This window comes from Streptomyces sp. NPDC001157, assembly GCF_053598255.1.
In genome coordinates this window covers 114765-131517 of the sequence record NZ_JBSFJW010000020.1, presented here as the reverse complement: position 1 = coordinate 131517, position 16753 = coordinate 114765, and the positions used below count along the sequence as shown (strand labels likewise).

The following is a 16753-nucleotide window of genomic DNA, read 5'->3' as shown; positions in this document are numbered from 1 at the left end:
TTCATTGGAGGACCGGAACGGATCCGTATGCGGTCCTCCAATGGTAAAGGATCGGCAAAGGTGGTCAGCGTGTGAGGTGCTTCACCCAGCGCCGCCAGTGTTCCTCCGGCGCGTACCCGGCCGACCGCCAGGCATGCTGCCCGGTCTCGTTGTGCACCAGCACCATGGCGTCCCCGCGCCGTCCCCCGAGCCGTACGAACCGTTCCTCGGCCGCGGCCAGCAGTGCCGAGCCGATGCCCTGGCGGCGGCGGTCCGGGTGTACCGCCAGCCGGTACAGATGGCAGCGCCAGCCGTCGAAGCCCGCGATCACCGTGCCCACCAGCTGCCCGTCCCGCTCGGCCAGCAGCAGCGCCTCGGGGTCGCGCGCCACCAGCCGCTCGACCCCGTCCCGGTCGTCACTGATGCTCGTGCCCTCGGCGGCCGTCTTCCAGAAGGCCAGGACGTCGTCGACGTCGTCCGGGGTCGCGCTACGCATGCGAAGATCACTCATGGGGCGAGCCAAGCAGAGGATTCGCCTCTCTGGCGAACGGATTCTGTGCCGGGGACTCGACATCCTGACGCCTGGTCCTTCGGATTGCCGACTCGGTCGGTGCCGGCCGTGGATCAGGACGAACGGGTCAGCCGCGAGGGTGCGCCCGCCGTCTGGCTGCCCTCGTCGCCCAGGGACAGGGTGTTCGCGCCTGTTTTCGTCAGGGTGTAGATGTTGCCCCGCACGCACAGCACGGCGTTGGACGGGTCCGTAGGAGTGCTCGTGGCCGCCTCGAAAACCATGGACGACGGGTGCGTCTCCCGCAGGCGCAGGGTCTCGGTGCAGCCGATGTCCTGGCCGCTGTCGGCGTCGGTCACGTGGCTGACCTGTCGGCCGACGATGTCGCCCCGGGACGCCGCGTGCAGGGTGGCTGTCACGGACACCTTGTTCGTGCGCGCGTTCACGACACCGTCGCCGGAGGCGCTGCCGGGGCCTGTTCCCTTCCAGGTGCCCACCCAGGAGGCGGGCAGGGCGTCCGTCGCGGTCGCGGCGGACGAGGACGGAGCGGGGGATGTCGGTGCAGAGGTGTGCCCGCCGCCGCCCGTCCCGTCGTCGGTGCCGTGCGGCCAGGCCAGGGCGGCGACGACGGCTGCGGTCGCCGCCACGCCCGCGGCCACGGCGGCCGTGCGCAGCCGTGCGGCACGCCGACCGGACGCGGGGGCGGCCCCAACTGGGGCGAGGCCATGAGCGGTTCCGGCCCCAGAGGCCGGGAGGTGCATGTGGGCGGCGGGCGGCCCGTAGGCAGCGGGTGACGGGGAACCGATGCCCTCACCGGGCGGTCCGAACCCGGCCGGTGGTGCGGGGTGCGGGGGCGACGGCAGCAACGGGCGCTGCAGCACCGCCTGCGCTGCGGTTTCCCTCGCGGCGATGTCCGCGGACAGATCCGACGGCAGGGCCGCCGTCCAGCCGCCGGGGGAGGCGCCGACGCGGTCCCACAGCTCGTCCGCGGTCGGGCGGGCCTGCGGCGACTTGTTCAGACAGGCGGCGAGCAGCGGCGCGAGCGTCGGCGGCACGCCGTGCAGCGTCGGCTCCTCGTGCACGATCCGGTACAACAACTGCGCCGCCGAGGGGTTTTCGCCCGGATGCAGGAAGGGGCCGACGCCGGTGGCGGCATACACCAGCGTCGCCCCCAGCGAGAAGACGTCGCCAGGCTCGGCCGATGTCCCGCCGGTCGCCTGCTCCGGCGCCATGTACCCCGGCGACCCGATGACACCGCCCGTGCCGGTGTGGCGGGTGTCATCGGCGGCACGGGCGATGCCGAAGTCGATGAGCAGGGGGTGACGGCGGGCCAGGAGCACGTTGGAGGGCTTCACGTCACGGTGGGCGAGGCCGGCCCGGTGCACGGCCCGCAGCCCTTCGGCGAGTTCCGCGGCCAGGGCTCGGACGGTGCCTTCGGACAGTGGGCCCGTTCGCTCGACCCAGTCGGCGAGGGAGGGTGCGGCGACGTACTCCGTGGCCAGCCACTGCGGGCGCTGCCCGGCGGGGCTGTAGTCGACGACCGACACCGTCCAGGCGGAACGCACTTGGTCGCTGCTGGCGATCTCGCGGGCGAACCGCTTTTCGAAGCCGGGGTCCAGGCCGAACTCGGGCCGCAGTGTCTTCAGCGCCAGCAGCCGCCCGGAAGCCGTACGGGAAAGGAAGACCCGTCCCATGCCGCCGGCGCCGAGCAGCGCCAGCAGCGGGTAGCCGCCGACGGCCGACGGGTCCCCGGGATCCAGGGTCCTCATGTTGTCTCCGGGCGGTACTCGGGCCGCAGCAGGGCGGGACATCTTGGGCGGAGAGCACACGAACCCGCCCCGTACCGCCGTGAGTTTAAGCCACGCGTGACACGTTCACATCAGTTCGGATGCGGCGGGCGGAGCGGGCCCGACCGGTCGGTCAGCGCAGTACGGCCGCCAGCAGGTCGGCGCCCAACGTCGCCAGATCGGGGAGGTTGAGGGTGTACCGGACGTAACGGCCGTGCCGCCGAGTCGTGAGCAGCCCCGCGCGGCGCAGGACGGCCAGGTGGCGTGACACCTCCGGGGGCGAGAGCTCCCAGAAGTGGGCCAGCTCGGCGGTGGTGTGCGGGCCGCGCGCCAGAGTGCGCAGCAGCCGCAGCCGTACCGGATGCGCCAGCGCCTCCAGCCGGAGGGTGACCGTCTCCAGAGAGACGGGCTCGGTCGGACTCGGCTCGGCGACGGGGTACTGCACCACCGGATGCCACCCGGGGGCGTGCACCGCCACCAGGTGCGGGCGGCCGAAGACGCTCGGGATGAAGGTGACCCCGGCGCCCCGGGCGGCGGTCGACTTGTCCTGCACCTTGTCCACGATGATGCAGTCGCCGTCCGGTGCCAGAGTGACCGCGCCGGAGACCGAGGCGAGTGCCGCCCCGAGGCCGTGCCGGCGGAGCAGTTCGTTCTTCAGTCGCAGATCGGTGGCGAGCTGTACCGCGACGCCCGCCCATGCGTCGTCGAAGAAGGCCTCGGAGCATTCTTCGAGGGTGTGGCGCACCCGCGCCCGGACCGTGGCCGGGTCCGCGAGCAGCCGTTCCGCGAAGGCCTCCTGCGCCGCGCCGCGGGCCTGGGCCACGTCCAGGGCCCGCTCGCGCGCGGTCACGTCGGTCAGCGGCGACGCGCCGGGGAAGTGGACCCGGTTGCTGCCGCACGTGGTGACGAGCGCGGCGGTCACGTACGTCTCGTCATCGATCCGGTCCACGTCGTCCAGCTCCTCGGAGAGGGTCTGCCGGGGCCGCGCGGGGATCAGGAAGTCGGCCTGTGAGGAACGCCAGAGGAACTCCGCCTCCCTGAGCCGCTCGGCCAGCTCCGGCCGCAGCCCGGCCCAGACGCCCGCGGCCCAGCCGGCGAACTGCGGATGGTGACCCGGTTCGGCCAGCACATGCAACACCGCGGTCAGCTCGGCCAGCGGGGAGGCGGCGAACCGCACTCGTTCGGACGGCACCCCGCTGATGTCGATCCTCAGCGTCATCCCCCCATCATCACCGCCCGAACAGCCGGGCGAGGGCGTCGATTGACGAAGTGCGTCAACCGACGTGCCCTGCCCCAGCGGCCGAACACACCGTCTGACGCCATGGCAACCATCACGAGAATCCGGCCCCGCGCCCTCGTCCGCGCCTCCGGAGGCCCCCGCTATGCCGTCGCCCTGACGGTGGACGCGCTGGGCACCGGCCTGCTGCGGCCTTTTCTGCTGCTCTACGGCGTGACGGTACTGAGGCTGTCCGGACCGGTCACCGGTGCCGCCATGACGGCCGGCATCGTCGCGGGCCTGGTGTGCATGCCCGCGGTGGGCCGCTGGCTGGACCGTGGTGCACGCAGCACGGTCGTGGCGGCGTCGATGCTGGTGCGGGTGCTGGGCGTGGCGCTGCTGCTGGCCGCTCCAGCGGGACACGTCCGGCTTTTCGCGACGGCGGCACTCTTCCTCGGCATCGGCAACCAGGCATGGCCCGCCGCCCACGCCGCGCTCGTGGCCACGGTCGCCCACGGCCGGGAACGCGACACCGCCCTCGCAGGGGCCCGCGCACTGCGCAACGCCGCCCTGGGCGTCGGAGCACTCCTCGCCACCGTGTGCCTGGCAGGCGGCACCACTGCACTGCGGGCGCTGGCAGCCGGCACAGCGCTCGCCTACCTTGCCGCGGCCGCCCTGGCATGGTCGGTCCATGTGCACGCAGATCCGGCGGAGACCGCCCAGGCCGAGGACCGGGACGACGAGCCCGCACCCCGGATGCTCGCGCTGCTTTCCGCCAACGTGATCTACGTCTTCTGCCTCAACGTCCCCGAGATCGCGCTCCCGCTGGTCCTGGTGACGCAGTTGCACGCGTCGCCGGTGTGGTCGGCAGTCGTCTTCGTGGCCAACACGGCGCTGGTCGTCACCTTGCAGGTGCCGGTGACCGTCTTCATGTCCCGCTTCCCCCGACGGACCGTGCTGGCCCTCTCCGGCGTGGTGCTGGCGGCGTCCTACCTCGGCTTCCTCGCGGCCACCTCACTGGGGCACGACTGGGGCGCCCCGGCAGTGGCCACGGTGTCCGTGGTCTGCACGATCGGCGAGATCATCTACGCCGGCAGCGCCACCGCGCTCGTCACCGCACTCGCCCCGGCCCATGTCCTGGGACGCGCCCTCGCTCGCTTCCAGCTCTCCACGGGCTTCGGCCTCGCCGTCTCCCCGGCGGTCATGACCGCTCTCGCACCGCTCGGCCCGGCCGCGCTCTGGGGCAGCCTCGCGGCTGCGACGCTCCTGTCCGCGTCCGCCGTCGCCACCGAGAAGGACCAAGGACCGCGGCCCGGTGTCCGGGCATGTCGCGCGGGCTGACGATCACGTGCTGTGGGGTCCTGTTGCTGCGCCGGCACCGAACCGCCGGCCTCATGGACCGCGACAAATCCCGGGCGCTGTCGCGGCGTTGCCGACCCGGGCAGCCGACCCGTAACTTCGCCCGGAGGGAACACGGGCGTACCGGGTGTTCCGATGGCGTGCCGAACGAGGAGGGTGTGCCCGTGATGTCCGACGGCGGAGCCGGGGTGCTGGACCTGCGATTCGAGTCGGAGCAGCCGGCCGGTGTCCTCGCAGGGCACGCCGTGATTGTCGTGCGGCCCCCGGCCGACCTCGCCCCCGCGTCCGAGACCGCTCTGCGGCTGCGGCTGCGGCTGTTCCGCGCTCGTATCACCTCACTGCGTCGCCGGTTGCCACCTTCGTCGGCTCTGCCGCCAGGTGGCCGGTGGGAGGACATGACCCCACACGGGCGTGCGGAGTCGTCACACGTCCTCCATCTGCCGCTCGAAGCCGGGTCAGCTGCGGACGACGCGTTGGAGTATCACCTTTGGTGGGACATGGATCCCTCGGAACGGGATGCCGGGGCCGAGGGGGAGGTGCGGGCTCTGTTCGACGTTCGCCTCCTGGCCCGCCGTCGCGACGCCGACGACACGGTCCTGGCCGCCGGACACATCACAGCGGCCTGGGAGGCACCCCATCCCGTCAGGGACCTCCTGCAACTGGCCCACCTCGCTGCGCACGGCCATCTGCCCCGGCCGCTGGCCGACGCCATCGCGGACCTGGTCCGCGCCAACGGGGAACTGGTGCCCTGGTGCCGGTGCTGCGCGCTGTGCCGGGAGTTGGAGGTGCTGAGGTACGCCGATCGCGTGCGCGGTCTGGCCGAGCACCACGACGCAACGGACGTCGCCCTCCTCCTGGCCCGATGGGATCCGGGCACGGACCATCCCGACCGGTTGCGCTACCGCCCTTGCCGCTGCCAACGTCTTCGAATGGGGGCACAGCCGAACGCAGCGGAGGAGCGGCGGGTCGAGACGGGCGAGGCATGGTGGGAGGAGAGCCAGGACCCGACAGCCCGAGAGCGTGTCGAGGCCCGATTGCGGGAGCAGGTCGAGGTCGCCCGGTTGCGGCACGTCGCGCACCGGCACCGGACTCTCGGCGGCAGCTGACACGGGCGCCCGGAAACCGGCCGCCGCGGCGCCGCGCGGCTCACAGGGCGTGAACGGAACAGTCGCCGACCGGCAGGGCCACCATACGGCTGGTCTGAGCGACGTCGATGCGTACGCCTGCCGTCGACCTGTCGAAGTGGACGTACGCTGCGTATCCCTCGCCCTGAGAAGTTCCGGTGCGGTAGAACTCGATTTCTGCGACCGGCTCGACGGCGACGAATGACGCGAGAAGCCCTTCCAGGAGGCAATGGGGGCATTCTTCCGTCACACGGAACCGGCGCCGCGCCGACCGGCCGTTCAGGTTCGTGGTGACCAACAGGTCGCCACCGGTGTCGAGTTCCAGGCACATCCAGCGCAGCCGAGGTTCGTCGGACAGGCGGTGCAGCTCCTGCTCCACCCCGGTTCTGTCGGACTCCTCGGGCGGTGTCAGCGCCCAGATTCTCTCCACCAGCCGGTCCACCCGCTCGGGGCTGTTCAGGAAGCGCAGTATCAGCAGCATCGCGACCAGGTCGACGAGATACCACGCCATGCGCCAGCCGTGCATGTCGTCGTTGGCGTAGAGCAGCACGCCGACCAGGGCGTACAACGCCGACACCAGGATGCGCCAGCGGCGTTGCCGGGCCACGCCGTAGTAGGTGGCCAAGGGCACCACGGCCAGACCCAGCAGCTCCAGCTCTCTCATCCCCACCCCTCCCCCCGCGCGGCACTCGCCAACCCGGGCTGATGATATGGCCAGTTGGCGTCGGTGCACCCGCTCCACCAGCGGCCGGACCGCCGCCGCGCGATGGTCGGTCACGATCACCTGCTGGATGAGCAGGACAGCGGCACCCGCTGCGAGTGGGGGAGTTCGTCGGAGCCGAGCAGCCGGTCCAACTCCTCGATCGTGCGCTGCAGATGGTCCGCGCGCTCCCTCGGGGAACCGAACGGCAGCCCGGCCTTGTCGTGTTCGGCCTGTATGCAGCCTGTGCCACTCCTCGGCGGGTTCGGGCGCGAGGTCGGGCAGGTTGACGCCGAAACGGAACGGACGCGGCAGGAACTCTCCTCACCGATACGGGACTTGAGCTCCCGCCGCGATTCCGTCACTCGTGCGCGATGGCTGCCAGGACATTCATGCGGGATGCGCGCAACGCGGGCAGCAGTGCCGCCACGATGCCCACCACCGCCGAGCCGATCACCACCGCCACGATGGTGGTCCACGGGATCGCGAGCGCCTTCATGCCCTGCAGCGCCAGCACCTGCTGCGTGCACACGCCCCACACCAGACCGAGCGCGAGCCCGAGGACCGCCCCGAACACCGCGATCACCACCGACTCCAGCCGGATCATCCGGCGCAGCTGCCGCCGGGCCAGTCCGATGGCCCGCAGCAGCCCGATCTCCCGGGTCCGCTCCACCACCGACAGGGCGAGGGTGTTGACGACGCCGAGCACAGCGATGATGATCGCCAGCCCCAGCAGCGCGTACACGAGGTAGAGCAGCACGGCGATCTGGTCGTGCACCAGCTTCTTGTAGTCGGCCTGGTCGCGGGCCTGGACCTGCGGGAACGGCTTGAGCGACCGCTCCAGGCTCTTGCGCAGCTGGTCGGCGCTCGTGCCGGAGGCCTTGTTGACGTACAGCGCGGAGTCCTGCCCGCCGGGCACGTACTTCTCGACCGTCGCGATCCCGAAGAACAGCCCGCCCTGCATGCCGAAGCCCTCGGCCTGGTCCTGGTCGGTGAGGGCGCCGACCCTCAGCTCGGTCTTCCGGCCGGCCGGGAACTCGACGGGGAGGGTGCTGCCGATCCTGACGTCGTGCTTCTTCGCGAACTTGACGTCCATGCCGATGCTGCCGCCCGCCAGCGCCGCGGCCGTGTTCCCTGCCGCGTACGTCACGTGCGCGACCTCGTCGACTCCGTCGTCGTAGCCCGCGGCGGTCGTCTCGATGCGTTTGCCGTCCGGGAGGCGTACGGCCACCGGTGCGAACCGCTGCCGTACGACGAGGCCGACGCCCGGTGTGGAGCGCACCTTGTCGGTGACCTCCTGGTTGAAGGGCACGAAGTTGGTGTTCTGGACGATGAAGTCGGCGCCCAGCGTCTTGTCGATCTGCTGGTCGAAGGACTTCGACATGGAGGCGCTGGCCACGGACATGCCGCCGACCAGGGCGAGGCCCACCATGAGGGCGGCCGCGGTGGCGCCGGTGCGGCGGGGGTTGCGCAGGGCGTTGCGCTGGCTCATGCGGCCGATCGAGCCGAACAGGGCAGGGAAGGCCCCGCCCAGGACCCGGATGACGGGGCGGACCAGCAGCGGGCCCGCGATCACCGTCGCGATCAGGGTCAGGACGACGCCGAGCCCCAGCAGCGAGGCCGACGAGGCCGTCTTCGTCGCGGTGGCACAGCCGACGAGGGCCGCTGCGCCGAGCACCCCGACGACCGAGCCGACGACGGCCCGCACCCGCAACGGCTTTCCGATCCCGGCGATCTCGGCGTCCGCGAGCGCGGCCATCGGGGAGACGCCCGCCGCGCGTCGGGCCGGAAGATACGCGGCCACGAACGTGACGCCGACGCCCACGACGTACGCCGCCACGGGAGTTCCCCACCCGACGACCATCTCCGTGGTCTTGAGGTTCATCCCGAACACGCTCATCAGCTTGATCAGCCCGGCCGCGAGCCCGATGCCCGCCGCCAGACCCAGCGTCGAGCCGACCAGGCCGAGCAGGATCGCCTCGGTGAGCACGGACCGCCGCACCTGCCGCCGGTCGGCGCCGAGGGCCCGGAGCAGGCCCAGCTCCCGGGTGCGCTGGGCGATCAGCATGGAGAAGGTGTTGACGATCAGGAAGATGCCGACGAGGACGGCGATCCCGGCGAAGCCGAGCATCACGTACTTGATGACGTCGAGGAAGCCGCCGAGGTCCGACGCGGCCGACTTGGCCTGCTCGTCGGCGGTCTTGACGTCGTAGGTGCCGGTGTCGACCACGGCCGCGACACGGCTCTTCAGCTGGGCGTCGCTCACGCCTTTCGCCGCGTCGGCCTGGATGCTGGTGGCCTTGTCGGCCGAGCCGAGCAGCTGGGCCGCGGCCGTCCTCGGGTCGAGGAAGACCAGGGCAGCGCCCGGGTTGGTCGTGGTGAAGGTCGCGATACCGACGACCCTGACCTTGAAGGTGCCCGGCTGGGCGAGCACGGTCAGGGTGTCGCCGATCTTGACGTGCTTCTTGTCGGCGGTGTCGGCGTCCAGGAGGGCCTCGCCGCCGCCCTGCGGGGCGTGGCCCGAGGTCAGCTTCACGGGGCTGCGGTCGGTGAGGTACCAGTCGGAGGCGATGGTGGGCGCCCCGGTGGTGGGGCCGACCGACTTGTTCCTGCTGTCGACGACGGTGATGTTCTGGACGCTGACGTCCGCGTGGGTCGAGGCGACCCCGTCGACCTTCGCGACCCGCGCCGCGAGCGAGGCGGGCACGGTCTCGGCCGCCCCCGTCGGCACCTGGGACTTGAGGTCCTGCTTCGGCTCCACGGTCACATCGGCGGAGGTGGAGTGGAATAGCCGGTCGAAGGTGCGGGTGACCGTGTCGGAGAAGATCAGACTGCCCGCGACGAACGCCACGGACAGGATGATCGCCAGCGCGGAGAGGAGCAGCCGCCCCTTGTGGGCGAGGAAGCTGCGGAGCGTCGCCTTGAGCACGGTGTCAGTCCTCCTGGGCGGGAGCGGTGCTCTCGTCGAACTGGCTGCGGATCACGTCGAAGCGCTTCATTCGTTCCAGAACCGCCTCCGCCGTCGGGTGCTCCATCTCGTCGACGATCCGTCCGTCGCCGAGGAAGAGCACCAGGTCGGAGTGGGCGGCGGCGCCAGGGTCGTGGGTGACCATGACGACGGTCTGGCCGAGGCTGTCGACCGCCTCGCGCAGGAAGGCGAGCACCTCGAGGCCGGCCCGCGAGTCGAGGTTGCCGGTCGGCTCGTCCGCGAAGATCAGCTCCGGCCGGGAGGCCAGCGCCCGCGCGCACGCGACGCGCTGCTGCTGACCGCCGGACAGCTGGGAGGGCCGGTGCTTGAGCCGATCCCGCAGCCCCAGCGTGTCGATGACCTGGTCCAGCCACTTCTCGTCGGGCTTCTTGCCCGCGATGTCCATGGGCAGGGTGATGTTCTCGGCCGCGTTCAGTGTCGGGATGAGGTTGAAGGACTGGAACATGAAGCCGATCCGATCCCGGCGCAGCCGGGTCAGCTCGCGCTCCTTGAGCCCCGTGATCTCGGTGTCGCCGAGCCACACCTGGCCGGCCGACACCGAGTCGAGCCCCGCCAGACAGTGCATCAGCGTGGACTTCCCGGAGCCCGACGGCCCCATGACCGCGGTGAAGCGGCCGCGCGCGATGTCCACGTCCACCGAGTCCAGGGCGAGCACGGTGGTCTCGCCCGATCCGTACGCCTTGGTCAGACCGCGGGCGCGGGCCGCGCCCCGCGCTGCAGATGTGGACAACGCTGCCTCCTCGGTGGTCGGCCACTCGTGGGTGCCAAGCTAGTGTGACCGACCGCACACCCGGTATCCCCCATGGGGCCGAGGCGGTCTCCACCACAGGTCGTGCCCCTGATATCGGTGTAAGGGACACTCTCCACCCTCTGGTTGAGCTTCGCCCCTTGGACGGCCTCTTGCCGTGCTAGCACTTCAGCGCTAGCTTCTGAGTATGGCGAAGACCCAGCTGAACGTGAGAGTGGACGAGGGCACGGCCCGTGCCGCCCGCGAGCGCGCTCTGGCCCGCGGTATGAGCGTCAACCGCTACATCGAGGAACTCGTGAGACAGGACACCGGGGAGGTCGGCCAGACGTTCGTCGAGGCCGCCGCCGACTTCATGAAGCAGTACGAGGCGGTCTTCGCCGAGGAGTTCGCCGGCGAGGACGAGAGCACGCGCGAAGGTCGCCGCTGATCCCTTGAGCAACCTCAGCATCGATCTCGCCTGGCTTCTCATGCTCGCCGAACAGAAGACGCCCGGAGACCCCCAGGTCACCGACTGGGGTGCCCTCGTGGCGGCCGTCGCGCGCCACGAGGCCGAGATATTCGACGTCCCCGTCTACGACGACCCGCACGTACGCGCGGCGGCTCTGCTCCAACTCCTCATCCACATCCCCGCCCTGGAGCGCTCGAACGCCCTCTTCGCCTCGGCTGTCGCGTACGCCTACCTCGTCGCCAGCGGCCTGAGGGTCACCACGTCGCCGGTGCAGGTGCGCGACCTGGCCCGTCTGGTCAAGAAGGGCAACGCCACGGTGTACGACATCGCGGCGGAGCTGCGCGGCTGGACCATGTGAGCCGGGCGTTCAGTCGGCCGTCCCGGCGGACTCCGGCCGCCACGCCGTGCCCAGCACGCAGTACGAGGTGGGCAGCCTCGGCCCCGTCTGAGGCATCAGCATGCGCCGGTACGGGCCGAGTTCGAACCCGGCCTCGCGCAGCGCGGCGATCGGGTCGCGGGCCAGATGGCAGCCGCCGTTGAGGGGCGGCCACAGCGTGCGGTCCAGGGCGCGCTGGGTGAAGGTCATCGCAGGTCCGCCGCCGCGTCCGTGCTCGAAGAACCGCACCACGCCGCCGGGCCGCAGCACCCGCCGTATCTCCGCGAGCGCGCGCGGCACGTCCCGCACACTGCACAGCACCAGTGAGATCACCACCGCGTCGAAGGCCTCGCTCTTGACGGGCAGTGCCTCCGCGGCACCCGGAGCGACATCCACCGGCACCTCGCAGTGGCGGGCGGCGTCGAGGGCCAACTGCCGCAGCCGGCGCTCCGGTTCGATCGCCACGACCTCCGAGACGGTCCTCGGATAGTGCGCGAAGTTCAGTCCGTTGCCCGCGCCGATCTCGATCACCCGCCCGGACAGTCCGGACAGCAGCCGGTCGCGGACGCCGCCCATACCCAGCCGGGTCTCGGCGGCCACGCTGATCCGTGCGTAGTAGCGGGCGAACAGCGGATGGTGCACGGGATCCCGCGCCGGCTTGGCGGCGCCGGGGGGCCGTAGCGGCATGAGGACCTCCTCGACAGGACGGGCCTACCGCGATTCTCCCCCGTACGGGCCCCGCGCACCCCCGCTGGTTCAGGCGTGGCTCACGCCGGGCTCATACGATGAAGTCCCGCACCTGCTCGTACACGCCGTGGTCGTTGTTCATGTCGGTGTGCGAGACACAGCCGACGTCCACGTTGGTCGCGCCGCTCAGGAGCGCCGAGCTGTTCGGGACGACCGCTTCGTCGCAGTCCGACCAGTAGCTCGCGTAGGACACGGCACCCGGTGTCTCGTCGCCCGAGTTGAGAGCGGTCAGATAGGAGCTGCCGATCTGCATCTCCTTGCAGGACGTGTACAGCCACGCGCACCAGGAGGCGACGGACGTGCCGTGGTTCACCCCGGCGACCGAGACGAAGTCGTCGACGTACGACGTTCCGCCGAGGTTCTTGAGGTAGTAACGGGAGCTGAGCACACCCATCGAGTGAGCGACGATGTCGACCTTGGACGCACCGGTCTTCGCCAGCACGTTCTTGATCTCGGTGGCCAGCTGCTGCGCCGTGGTGGCGTTGGACTGCCCCCAGTCGTACGACCACGCGTACAGCTCGGAGGACGAGTAGCCGTCCGCCTCGAAGTCCGCGACCCAGTCGTTCCAGCTGCTCGAGTCGCCGCTCAGGCCGTGCACGAACACGATCGGGTTGTGGGTCGCCGCCCGAGCGGGGGCGGCGGAGAGTGAGAGGGACAGCAGGAGCGATGCGACCACGGCCGAGAATGCCGTGGCGATACGACGCTTGTGGCGCTGCATGGTGCCTCCTGACACGGGTGGGGTCGCCAGGAGTGTCGGCTCGGGTCTACGCGCGACGCATCGGCGAAGTCGCCGGTCTTTACGGTTCAATTAACTCGCCAGTAACGTCAGTTGAGTGGTGACTCCGGTGAACCCCCCTCCTCTTAACCGCACTTCGCCACCGCCGCGCACGACCTCCGGACTTTCCGAGGGCGTCCGCGTACGGGTCCTGCACGCCGTCTACGGTGATCCGCGCGCCGCCGCCGAACTCGTACCGCTGCTGACCGACCGCCAGTCGGCGGGCCTCGACCCGCTCCCCACGGAACCGTCCGCACTCGCCCCCGGCCTGCTGTGTGCGCACCGCGCCGAGATCCGGGCCCTCCCGGACGACACCCGTCTGCTCCTGCTGCTCGCGGCCGCGGACCAGTACCCGGTCGCCACCCATGCCTTCCTGCGCGCCGTCGCGGCCGTCCGCCTGGACACCCGCCCGCTGGAGGCCGCCGAGGCGGCCGGAATCGCACAGGCGGGAGCGGGGGGGCGTCGTCTTCCGGGACGCCTGGACGAGGATCGCCGCGTACGAGACCGGCTCCCCGGCGGACCGCCGCGACGTCCACCGCCTGCTGGCGCGCGTCCTGCACGGCGCCGGTGAAACACCCCGCCGCTCCTGGCACCGGGGCGCGGGCGCCCTCGGCCCGAGCGCCCGTCTGGCGGCGGAACTGCGCGCCGCAGCAGAGCAGGCCCGCGCCGCGGGCCAACTCACACTGACCCGGGCCCTGTTGGAACGCGCCGCAGCTCTCTGCCCCACCCCGTCCGAACAGTCCCGCCTCCGCGCCCGCGCCGCCACGGCCGCCTGGCACTCGGGCGACGCGGACCGCGCCCGCCGCCTGGCGGCCACCGCGACCCCCGACGACGCACTGACGGGTCTGCTCGCACTCCGCGCGGGGAACGCGACGGAGGCCTTCGACTCGCTGCTGACGGCGGTTGTCGAGGCCGGTGATGGGGAGGACGGCCAGGGGAGCGGGACGGGACTTCAGGGCGCCCCGAAGAAGCCGCGGCGCGCCGGAGGGGTGGAGGGCGCGCGCGGTGGTGACGTCGGGGCAACGCCGGGACGCGGAGAGCGCGACGGCGCCGGTGCACCGGGACGGACAGAGCAGGCCGGCCGGGGAGTGCGCCGGTCCGCGGAAGTGGCGGACGGTGCGGGAGCAGTTCATGGGCGTGCGGCCGGCGACTCCGCGCCCGACCCCCACCTCCTCGCCCGCGCCACCGAGGCCGCCATCTACACCGGTGACCTGCGGCGCTGCCGGGAGGCCGCCGTGGTGGCCGGGCAGCTGGGGATCGGGGTGCCCGGCACGTTGGGCGGGCTCGTCGCTGCCTTCGAGGGGCGGTACGAGGACGCGCGGGATCTGCTGGAGGCGGCAGCCGGGCGATGCGAGCCGGGAGGGGACCCCACCCTGCTCGTGCACGCCGGTATCGCCGCGCTGATGCTCGGTGACCACACCCGGGCCGCCACCGCCACCGTGCGGGCAGCCGCCTCGGCCCGGGCGCGGGGCGCCGCCGCCACCGTGGCACAGGCGCTGGAGTTCCGTGCCTACGCCGACTTCTGGACCGGGCGCCCACAGGTCGGCGCTGCCACCGCCACGGACGCCCTGCGGCAGGCGTACGCCACCGGGCAGGACAACGGCGCCTGCCATCTGCAGGCCGCCCTCGCCATGTTCGCGGCGGTCACCGGCGACGCAACCACCTGCCGCGAACGCGCCGCAACCGCACGCTCCTACGCCCTCGCCCGCGGCCTCGGCCTGCCCGCCGCGCTCGCCTTCCTCGACCTCGCCGACGGCCGCTACGCCGGCGCGGCGGCCCGGCTGCGCGCCCTCGCCGGCTTCGGCCCGGGCCACGGCCACCGCGCCATCCGCCACCTGGCCACCCCGCACTACGTCGAGGCCGCCGTACGCACCGGCGACACCCGCGTCGCGCGGGCCGCCCACGCCGACTACCACCGTTGGGCGCGTGCCGTGCGCAGTAGCGACGACCTGGCGCTCAGCGCCCGCTGCCGCGCGCTGCTCGCGCCCGGCGCGGAGGCCGTCGAGCACTACCGCACGGCACTCGACCTGCACGCGCAGGGCGACCGCGACTTCGAACGCGCCCGAACGGAGCTGCTGTTCGGCAGTGCCCTGCGCCGACTGCGCCGCCGCACGGAGGCCGGCGACCGGCTCCACAGCGCCCTGGAGGCCTTCGAGTACTTCGGTGCCCCGCACTGCGCGACACAGGCCCGCGCTGAACTCCGCGCGCTGGGCGCTCCCGCCACCTCCGCGCGCGGCCGCACCGACGACCCCGTCACACGCCTGACGGCCCAGCAGCTCCTGATCGCCCGCATGGCCGCCGACGGCGCCACCAACCGTGAGATCGCCGCCCGCCTCGCCCTCAGCCCCCGCACGATCGACCACCATCTGCGGGGCGTGTTCAGCCGGTTGGGCATCCGCTCACGGATCGACCTGGTACGGCTGCTGGGCGACGGCGGGCACGCGCAATGACGGCTGCGCCGCGGCGGGGCGCCCGTCAGCGACCCGTACGCCACCGCCGTCGCCGGGCCTCGTGCCGACGGTTCATCCGAATAGCAGACATGCTGCCAATTGTCATGATTTCAATACAGGCTGTAGCTATGTCCGCGAAATACGCTGCCCTTCGCGAGCGTGTGGACACGCCGCGTCACGACGGTTGACTCGAGGAACGACGAAGGGCGTCGACATGACAGACCCAGGCCGCTCCGTGCGGCGTCCATCCCGGATCGTTCTGGGCTCGCTCGCCGCTGCGGCCGCACTGCTCGCGGCCGGTCTGCCGCAGTCGGCGCCCGCGGCCGCGGCGCCGGGCACCGCCGCCGCGGTCACGGCTGCCGCCGCGGACGGCGGTGCTCCGACGGACGACGTCAGCACGCTGTCCACGGGATGGCAGACGCCCTGGGAGATCAAGTTCATGCCGGACGGACTCTCGGCGCTGGTGACCGAGCGGCTCACCTTCCAGGTCTACCGCCTCGACCGGGACGGGACCAAGACACTGGTCGGCGAGGTGCCGAACACGGTCCCCGAACCCTATGACGACGGCCCAGGCGGCCTGTTGGGTGTAGCTCCGTCCCCGACCTGGAACGGCACGACCGACAAGCAGGTGTTCTTCGTGCACACCACGAGGACCCGGACCCAGGTCGTCAGCATGGACTACGACGGCAGGTCGCTCTCCAACTACAAGGTGGTCCTCGGCGGAATCAAGCGGGTGGGCAACCACAACGGCGGCCAGATCGCCTTCGGCCCCGACGGCTACCTCTACGTCTCCACCGGCGACGCCTACCAGCCCAAGCTCGCGCAGGACAAGAAGTCGCTCAACGGCAAGATCCTCCGTATCACCAGGACCGGGGCCGCGGCCCCCGGCAACCCGTTCGGCACCCGCGTCTACAGCTACGGCCACCGCAACCCGGAGGGCCTGGCCTGGGACCGCAACGGCCGCCTGTGGGAGACGGAGGTCGGCGATCAGACCTGGGACGAGATCAACCTGATCAAGCCGGGCGCCAACTACGGCTTTCCCGCCTGTGAGGGCGGCTGTGACGTCAAAGGCATGACCACCCCGAGGGTCGTCTTCCACCCGGAGTGGGGCGTGCCCGCCCAACTCGCCATCGTGGACAACGTCATCTACGTGACGTCGCTGCGCGGCAAGCGGCTGTGGCGCATCCCGATCGACGGGGACAGCGAGTTCACCGGCACGCCGGTCGACTTCTACCCAGGCCGGCTCGGTCGCCTCCGGGCCATTGCCAAGGTGCCCGGCGCGGACGAACTGTGGGTGGGCACCAGCGACCTCGGATACGGCAAGGACAAAATCCTCCGCGTCTCCCTCAAGTGACCCTCCCTGCACACCCAGAAAACCCACCGGAGAGGACGTATCACCCATGAACGAAGCCACGGAGCAGCTCAAGCCGGTCGAGCAGATCGCCTCGCAGGACACGGACAGGGCCACCTGGCAGGCGCCCTCCTACGAGGTCGTCGACACCGCGCTTGAGGTCACCGCCTACTCCCTCAGCTCCCGCTAGCCGGCG

At 71.6% G+C, this 16753-nt stretch carries 16 protein-coding genes and 1 pseudogene; 8 read left to right on the top strand and 9 right to left on the bottom strand.

Going from position 1 to position 16753, the window contains the following annotated elements:
- Positions 1-64: 64 nt before the first annotated feature.
- From ACWDAG_RS29655 to ACWDAG_RS29645, 3 genes are all read right to left on the bottom strand, one after another.
- The gene (locus ACWDAG_RS29655; protein WP_450698613.1) at positions 65-553 is read right to left on the bottom strand and encodes a GNAT family N-acetyltransferase; all 489 of its coding nucleotides are present in this window, start codon (positions 551-553) and stop codon (positions 65-67) included.
- A gap of 50 nt (positions 554-603) precedes the next feature.
- Entirely contained in the window at positions 604-2256 is a 1653-nt protein-coding gene (locus tag ACWDAG_RS29650; RefSeq protein ID WP_450698612.1) for a serine/threonine-protein kinase, read from the bottom strand.
- Positions 2257-2407: 151 nt separating this feature from the next.
- A complete protein-coding gene (locus ACWDAG_RS29645) occupies positions 2408-3493 on the bottom strand; it encodes a DUF5937 family protein (RefSeq protein WP_450698611.1) in 1086 nt (361 codons plus the stop codon).
- Between the two features lie 102 nt (positions 3494-3595).
- Between ACWDAG_RS29645 and ACWDAG_RS29640 the strand changes: the two genes are divergently transcribed.
- Both ACWDAG_RS29640 and ACWDAG_RS29635 read left to right on the top strand, forming a co-directional pair.
- Entirely contained in the window at positions 3596-4831 is a 1236-nt protein-coding gene (locus ACWDAG_RS29640) for an MFS transporter (RefSeq protein WP_450698610.1), read from the top strand.
- 158 nt (positions 4832-4989) lie between these two features.
- Positions 4990-5955, top strand: coding sequence for a hypothetical protein (locus ACWDAG_RS29635; protein ID WP_450698609.1), 966 nt, complete (start codon positions 4990-4992; stop codon positions 5953-5955).
- A gap of 40 nt (positions 5956-5995) precedes the next feature.
- On the opposite strand, the gene ACWDAG_RS29630 is transcribed toward ACWDAG_RS29635, so the two are convergent.
- From ACWDAG_RS29630 to ACWDAG_RS29615, 4 genes and pseudogenes are all read right to left on the bottom strand, one after another.
- Positions 5996-6637, bottom strand: a complete 642-nt coding sequence (locus ACWDAG_RS29630) for a hypothetical protein (protein ID WP_450698608.1) — start codon at positions 6635-6637, stop codon at positions 5996-5998.
- A gap of 137 nt (positions 6638-6774) precedes the next feature.
- Positions 6775-6924, bottom strand: a pseudogene (locus ACWDAG_RS29625) (LLM class F420-dependent oxidoreductase); the annotation flags it as partial.
- Between the two features lie 110 nt (positions 6925-7034).
- Entirely contained in the window at positions 7035-9602 is a 2568-nt protein-coding gene (locus ACWDAG_RS29620; RefSeq protein ID WP_450698607.1) for an ABC transporter permease, read from the bottom strand.
- A 4-nt stretch (positions 9603-9606) separates the two neighbouring features.
- A complete protein-coding gene (locus tag ACWDAG_RS29615; protein WP_450698606.1) occupies positions 9607-10392 on the bottom strand; it encodes an ABC transporter ATP-binding protein in 786 nt (261 codons plus the stop codon).
- Between the two features lie 205 nt (positions 10393-10597).
- Here ACWDAG_RS29615 and ACWDAG_RS29610 point away from each other — a divergent pair, with 205 nt between their 5' ends.
- The gene (locus ACWDAG_RS29610; RefSeq protein WP_450698605.1) at positions 10598-10837 is read left to right on the top strand and encodes a toxin-antitoxin system HicB family antitoxin; all 240 of its coding nucleotides are present in this window, start codon (positions 10598-10600) and stop codon (positions 10835-10837) included.
- 4 nt (positions 10838-10841) lie between these two features.
- Complete coding sequence (locus ACWDAG_RS29605) at positions 10842-11216, top strand: fic family toxin-antitoxin system, toxin component (protein WP_450698604.1); 375 nt, start codon at positions 10842-10844, stop codon at positions 11214-11216.
- A 9-nt stretch (positions 11217-11225) separates the two neighbouring features.
- Here ACWDAG_RS29605 and ACWDAG_RS29600 read toward each other — a convergent pair whose 3' ends face one another.
- The gene (locus ACWDAG_RS29600) at positions 11226-11921 is read right to left on the bottom strand and encodes a class I SAM-dependent methyltransferase (protein ID WP_450698603.1); all 696 of its coding nucleotides are present in this window, start codon (positions 11919-11921) and stop codon (positions 11226-11228) included.
- A gap of 91 nt (positions 11922-12012) precedes the next feature.
- Positions 12013-12699, bottom strand: a complete 687-nt coding sequence (locus ACWDAG_RS29595; RefSeq protein WP_450698602.1) for an esterase/lipase family protein — start codon at positions 12697-12699, stop codon at positions 12013-12015.
- A gap of 115 nt (positions 12700-12814) precedes the next feature.
- On the opposite strand from ACWDAG_RS29595, the gene ACWDAG_RS29590 reads away from it, so the two are divergent.
- From ACWDAG_RS29590 to pqqA, 4 genes are all read left to right on the top strand, one after another.
- The gene (locus ACWDAG_RS29590) at positions 12815-13327 is read left to right on the top strand and encodes a hypothetical protein (RefSeq protein ID WP_450698601.1); all 513 of its coding nucleotides are present in this window, start codon (positions 12815-12817) and stop codon (positions 13325-13327) included.
- Between the two features lie 127 nt (positions 13328-13454).
- Positions 13455-15206: a LuxR C-terminal-related transcriptional regulator gene (locus ACWDAG_RS29585; protein WP_450698600.1), complete on the top strand. Its 1752-nt coding sequence runs from the start codon at positions 13455-13457 to the stop codon at positions 15204-15206.
- Between the two features lie 214 nt (positions 15207-15420).
- A complete protein-coding gene (locus ACWDAG_RS29580) occupies positions 15421-16560 on the top strand; it encodes a PQQ-dependent sugar dehydrogenase (RefSeq protein WP_450698599.1) in 1140 nt (379 codons plus the stop codon).
- Positions 16561-16606: 46 nt separating this feature from the next.
- Positions 16607-16747 (top strand): pyrroloquinoline quinone precursor peptide PqqA, encoded by a 141-nt coding sequence (gene pqqA / locus ACWDAG_RS29575; protein ID WP_450698598.1) that lies wholly within the window; start codon positions 16607-16609, stop codon positions 16745-16747.
- The last annotated feature ends 6 nt before the right edge of the window (positions 16748-16753 follow it).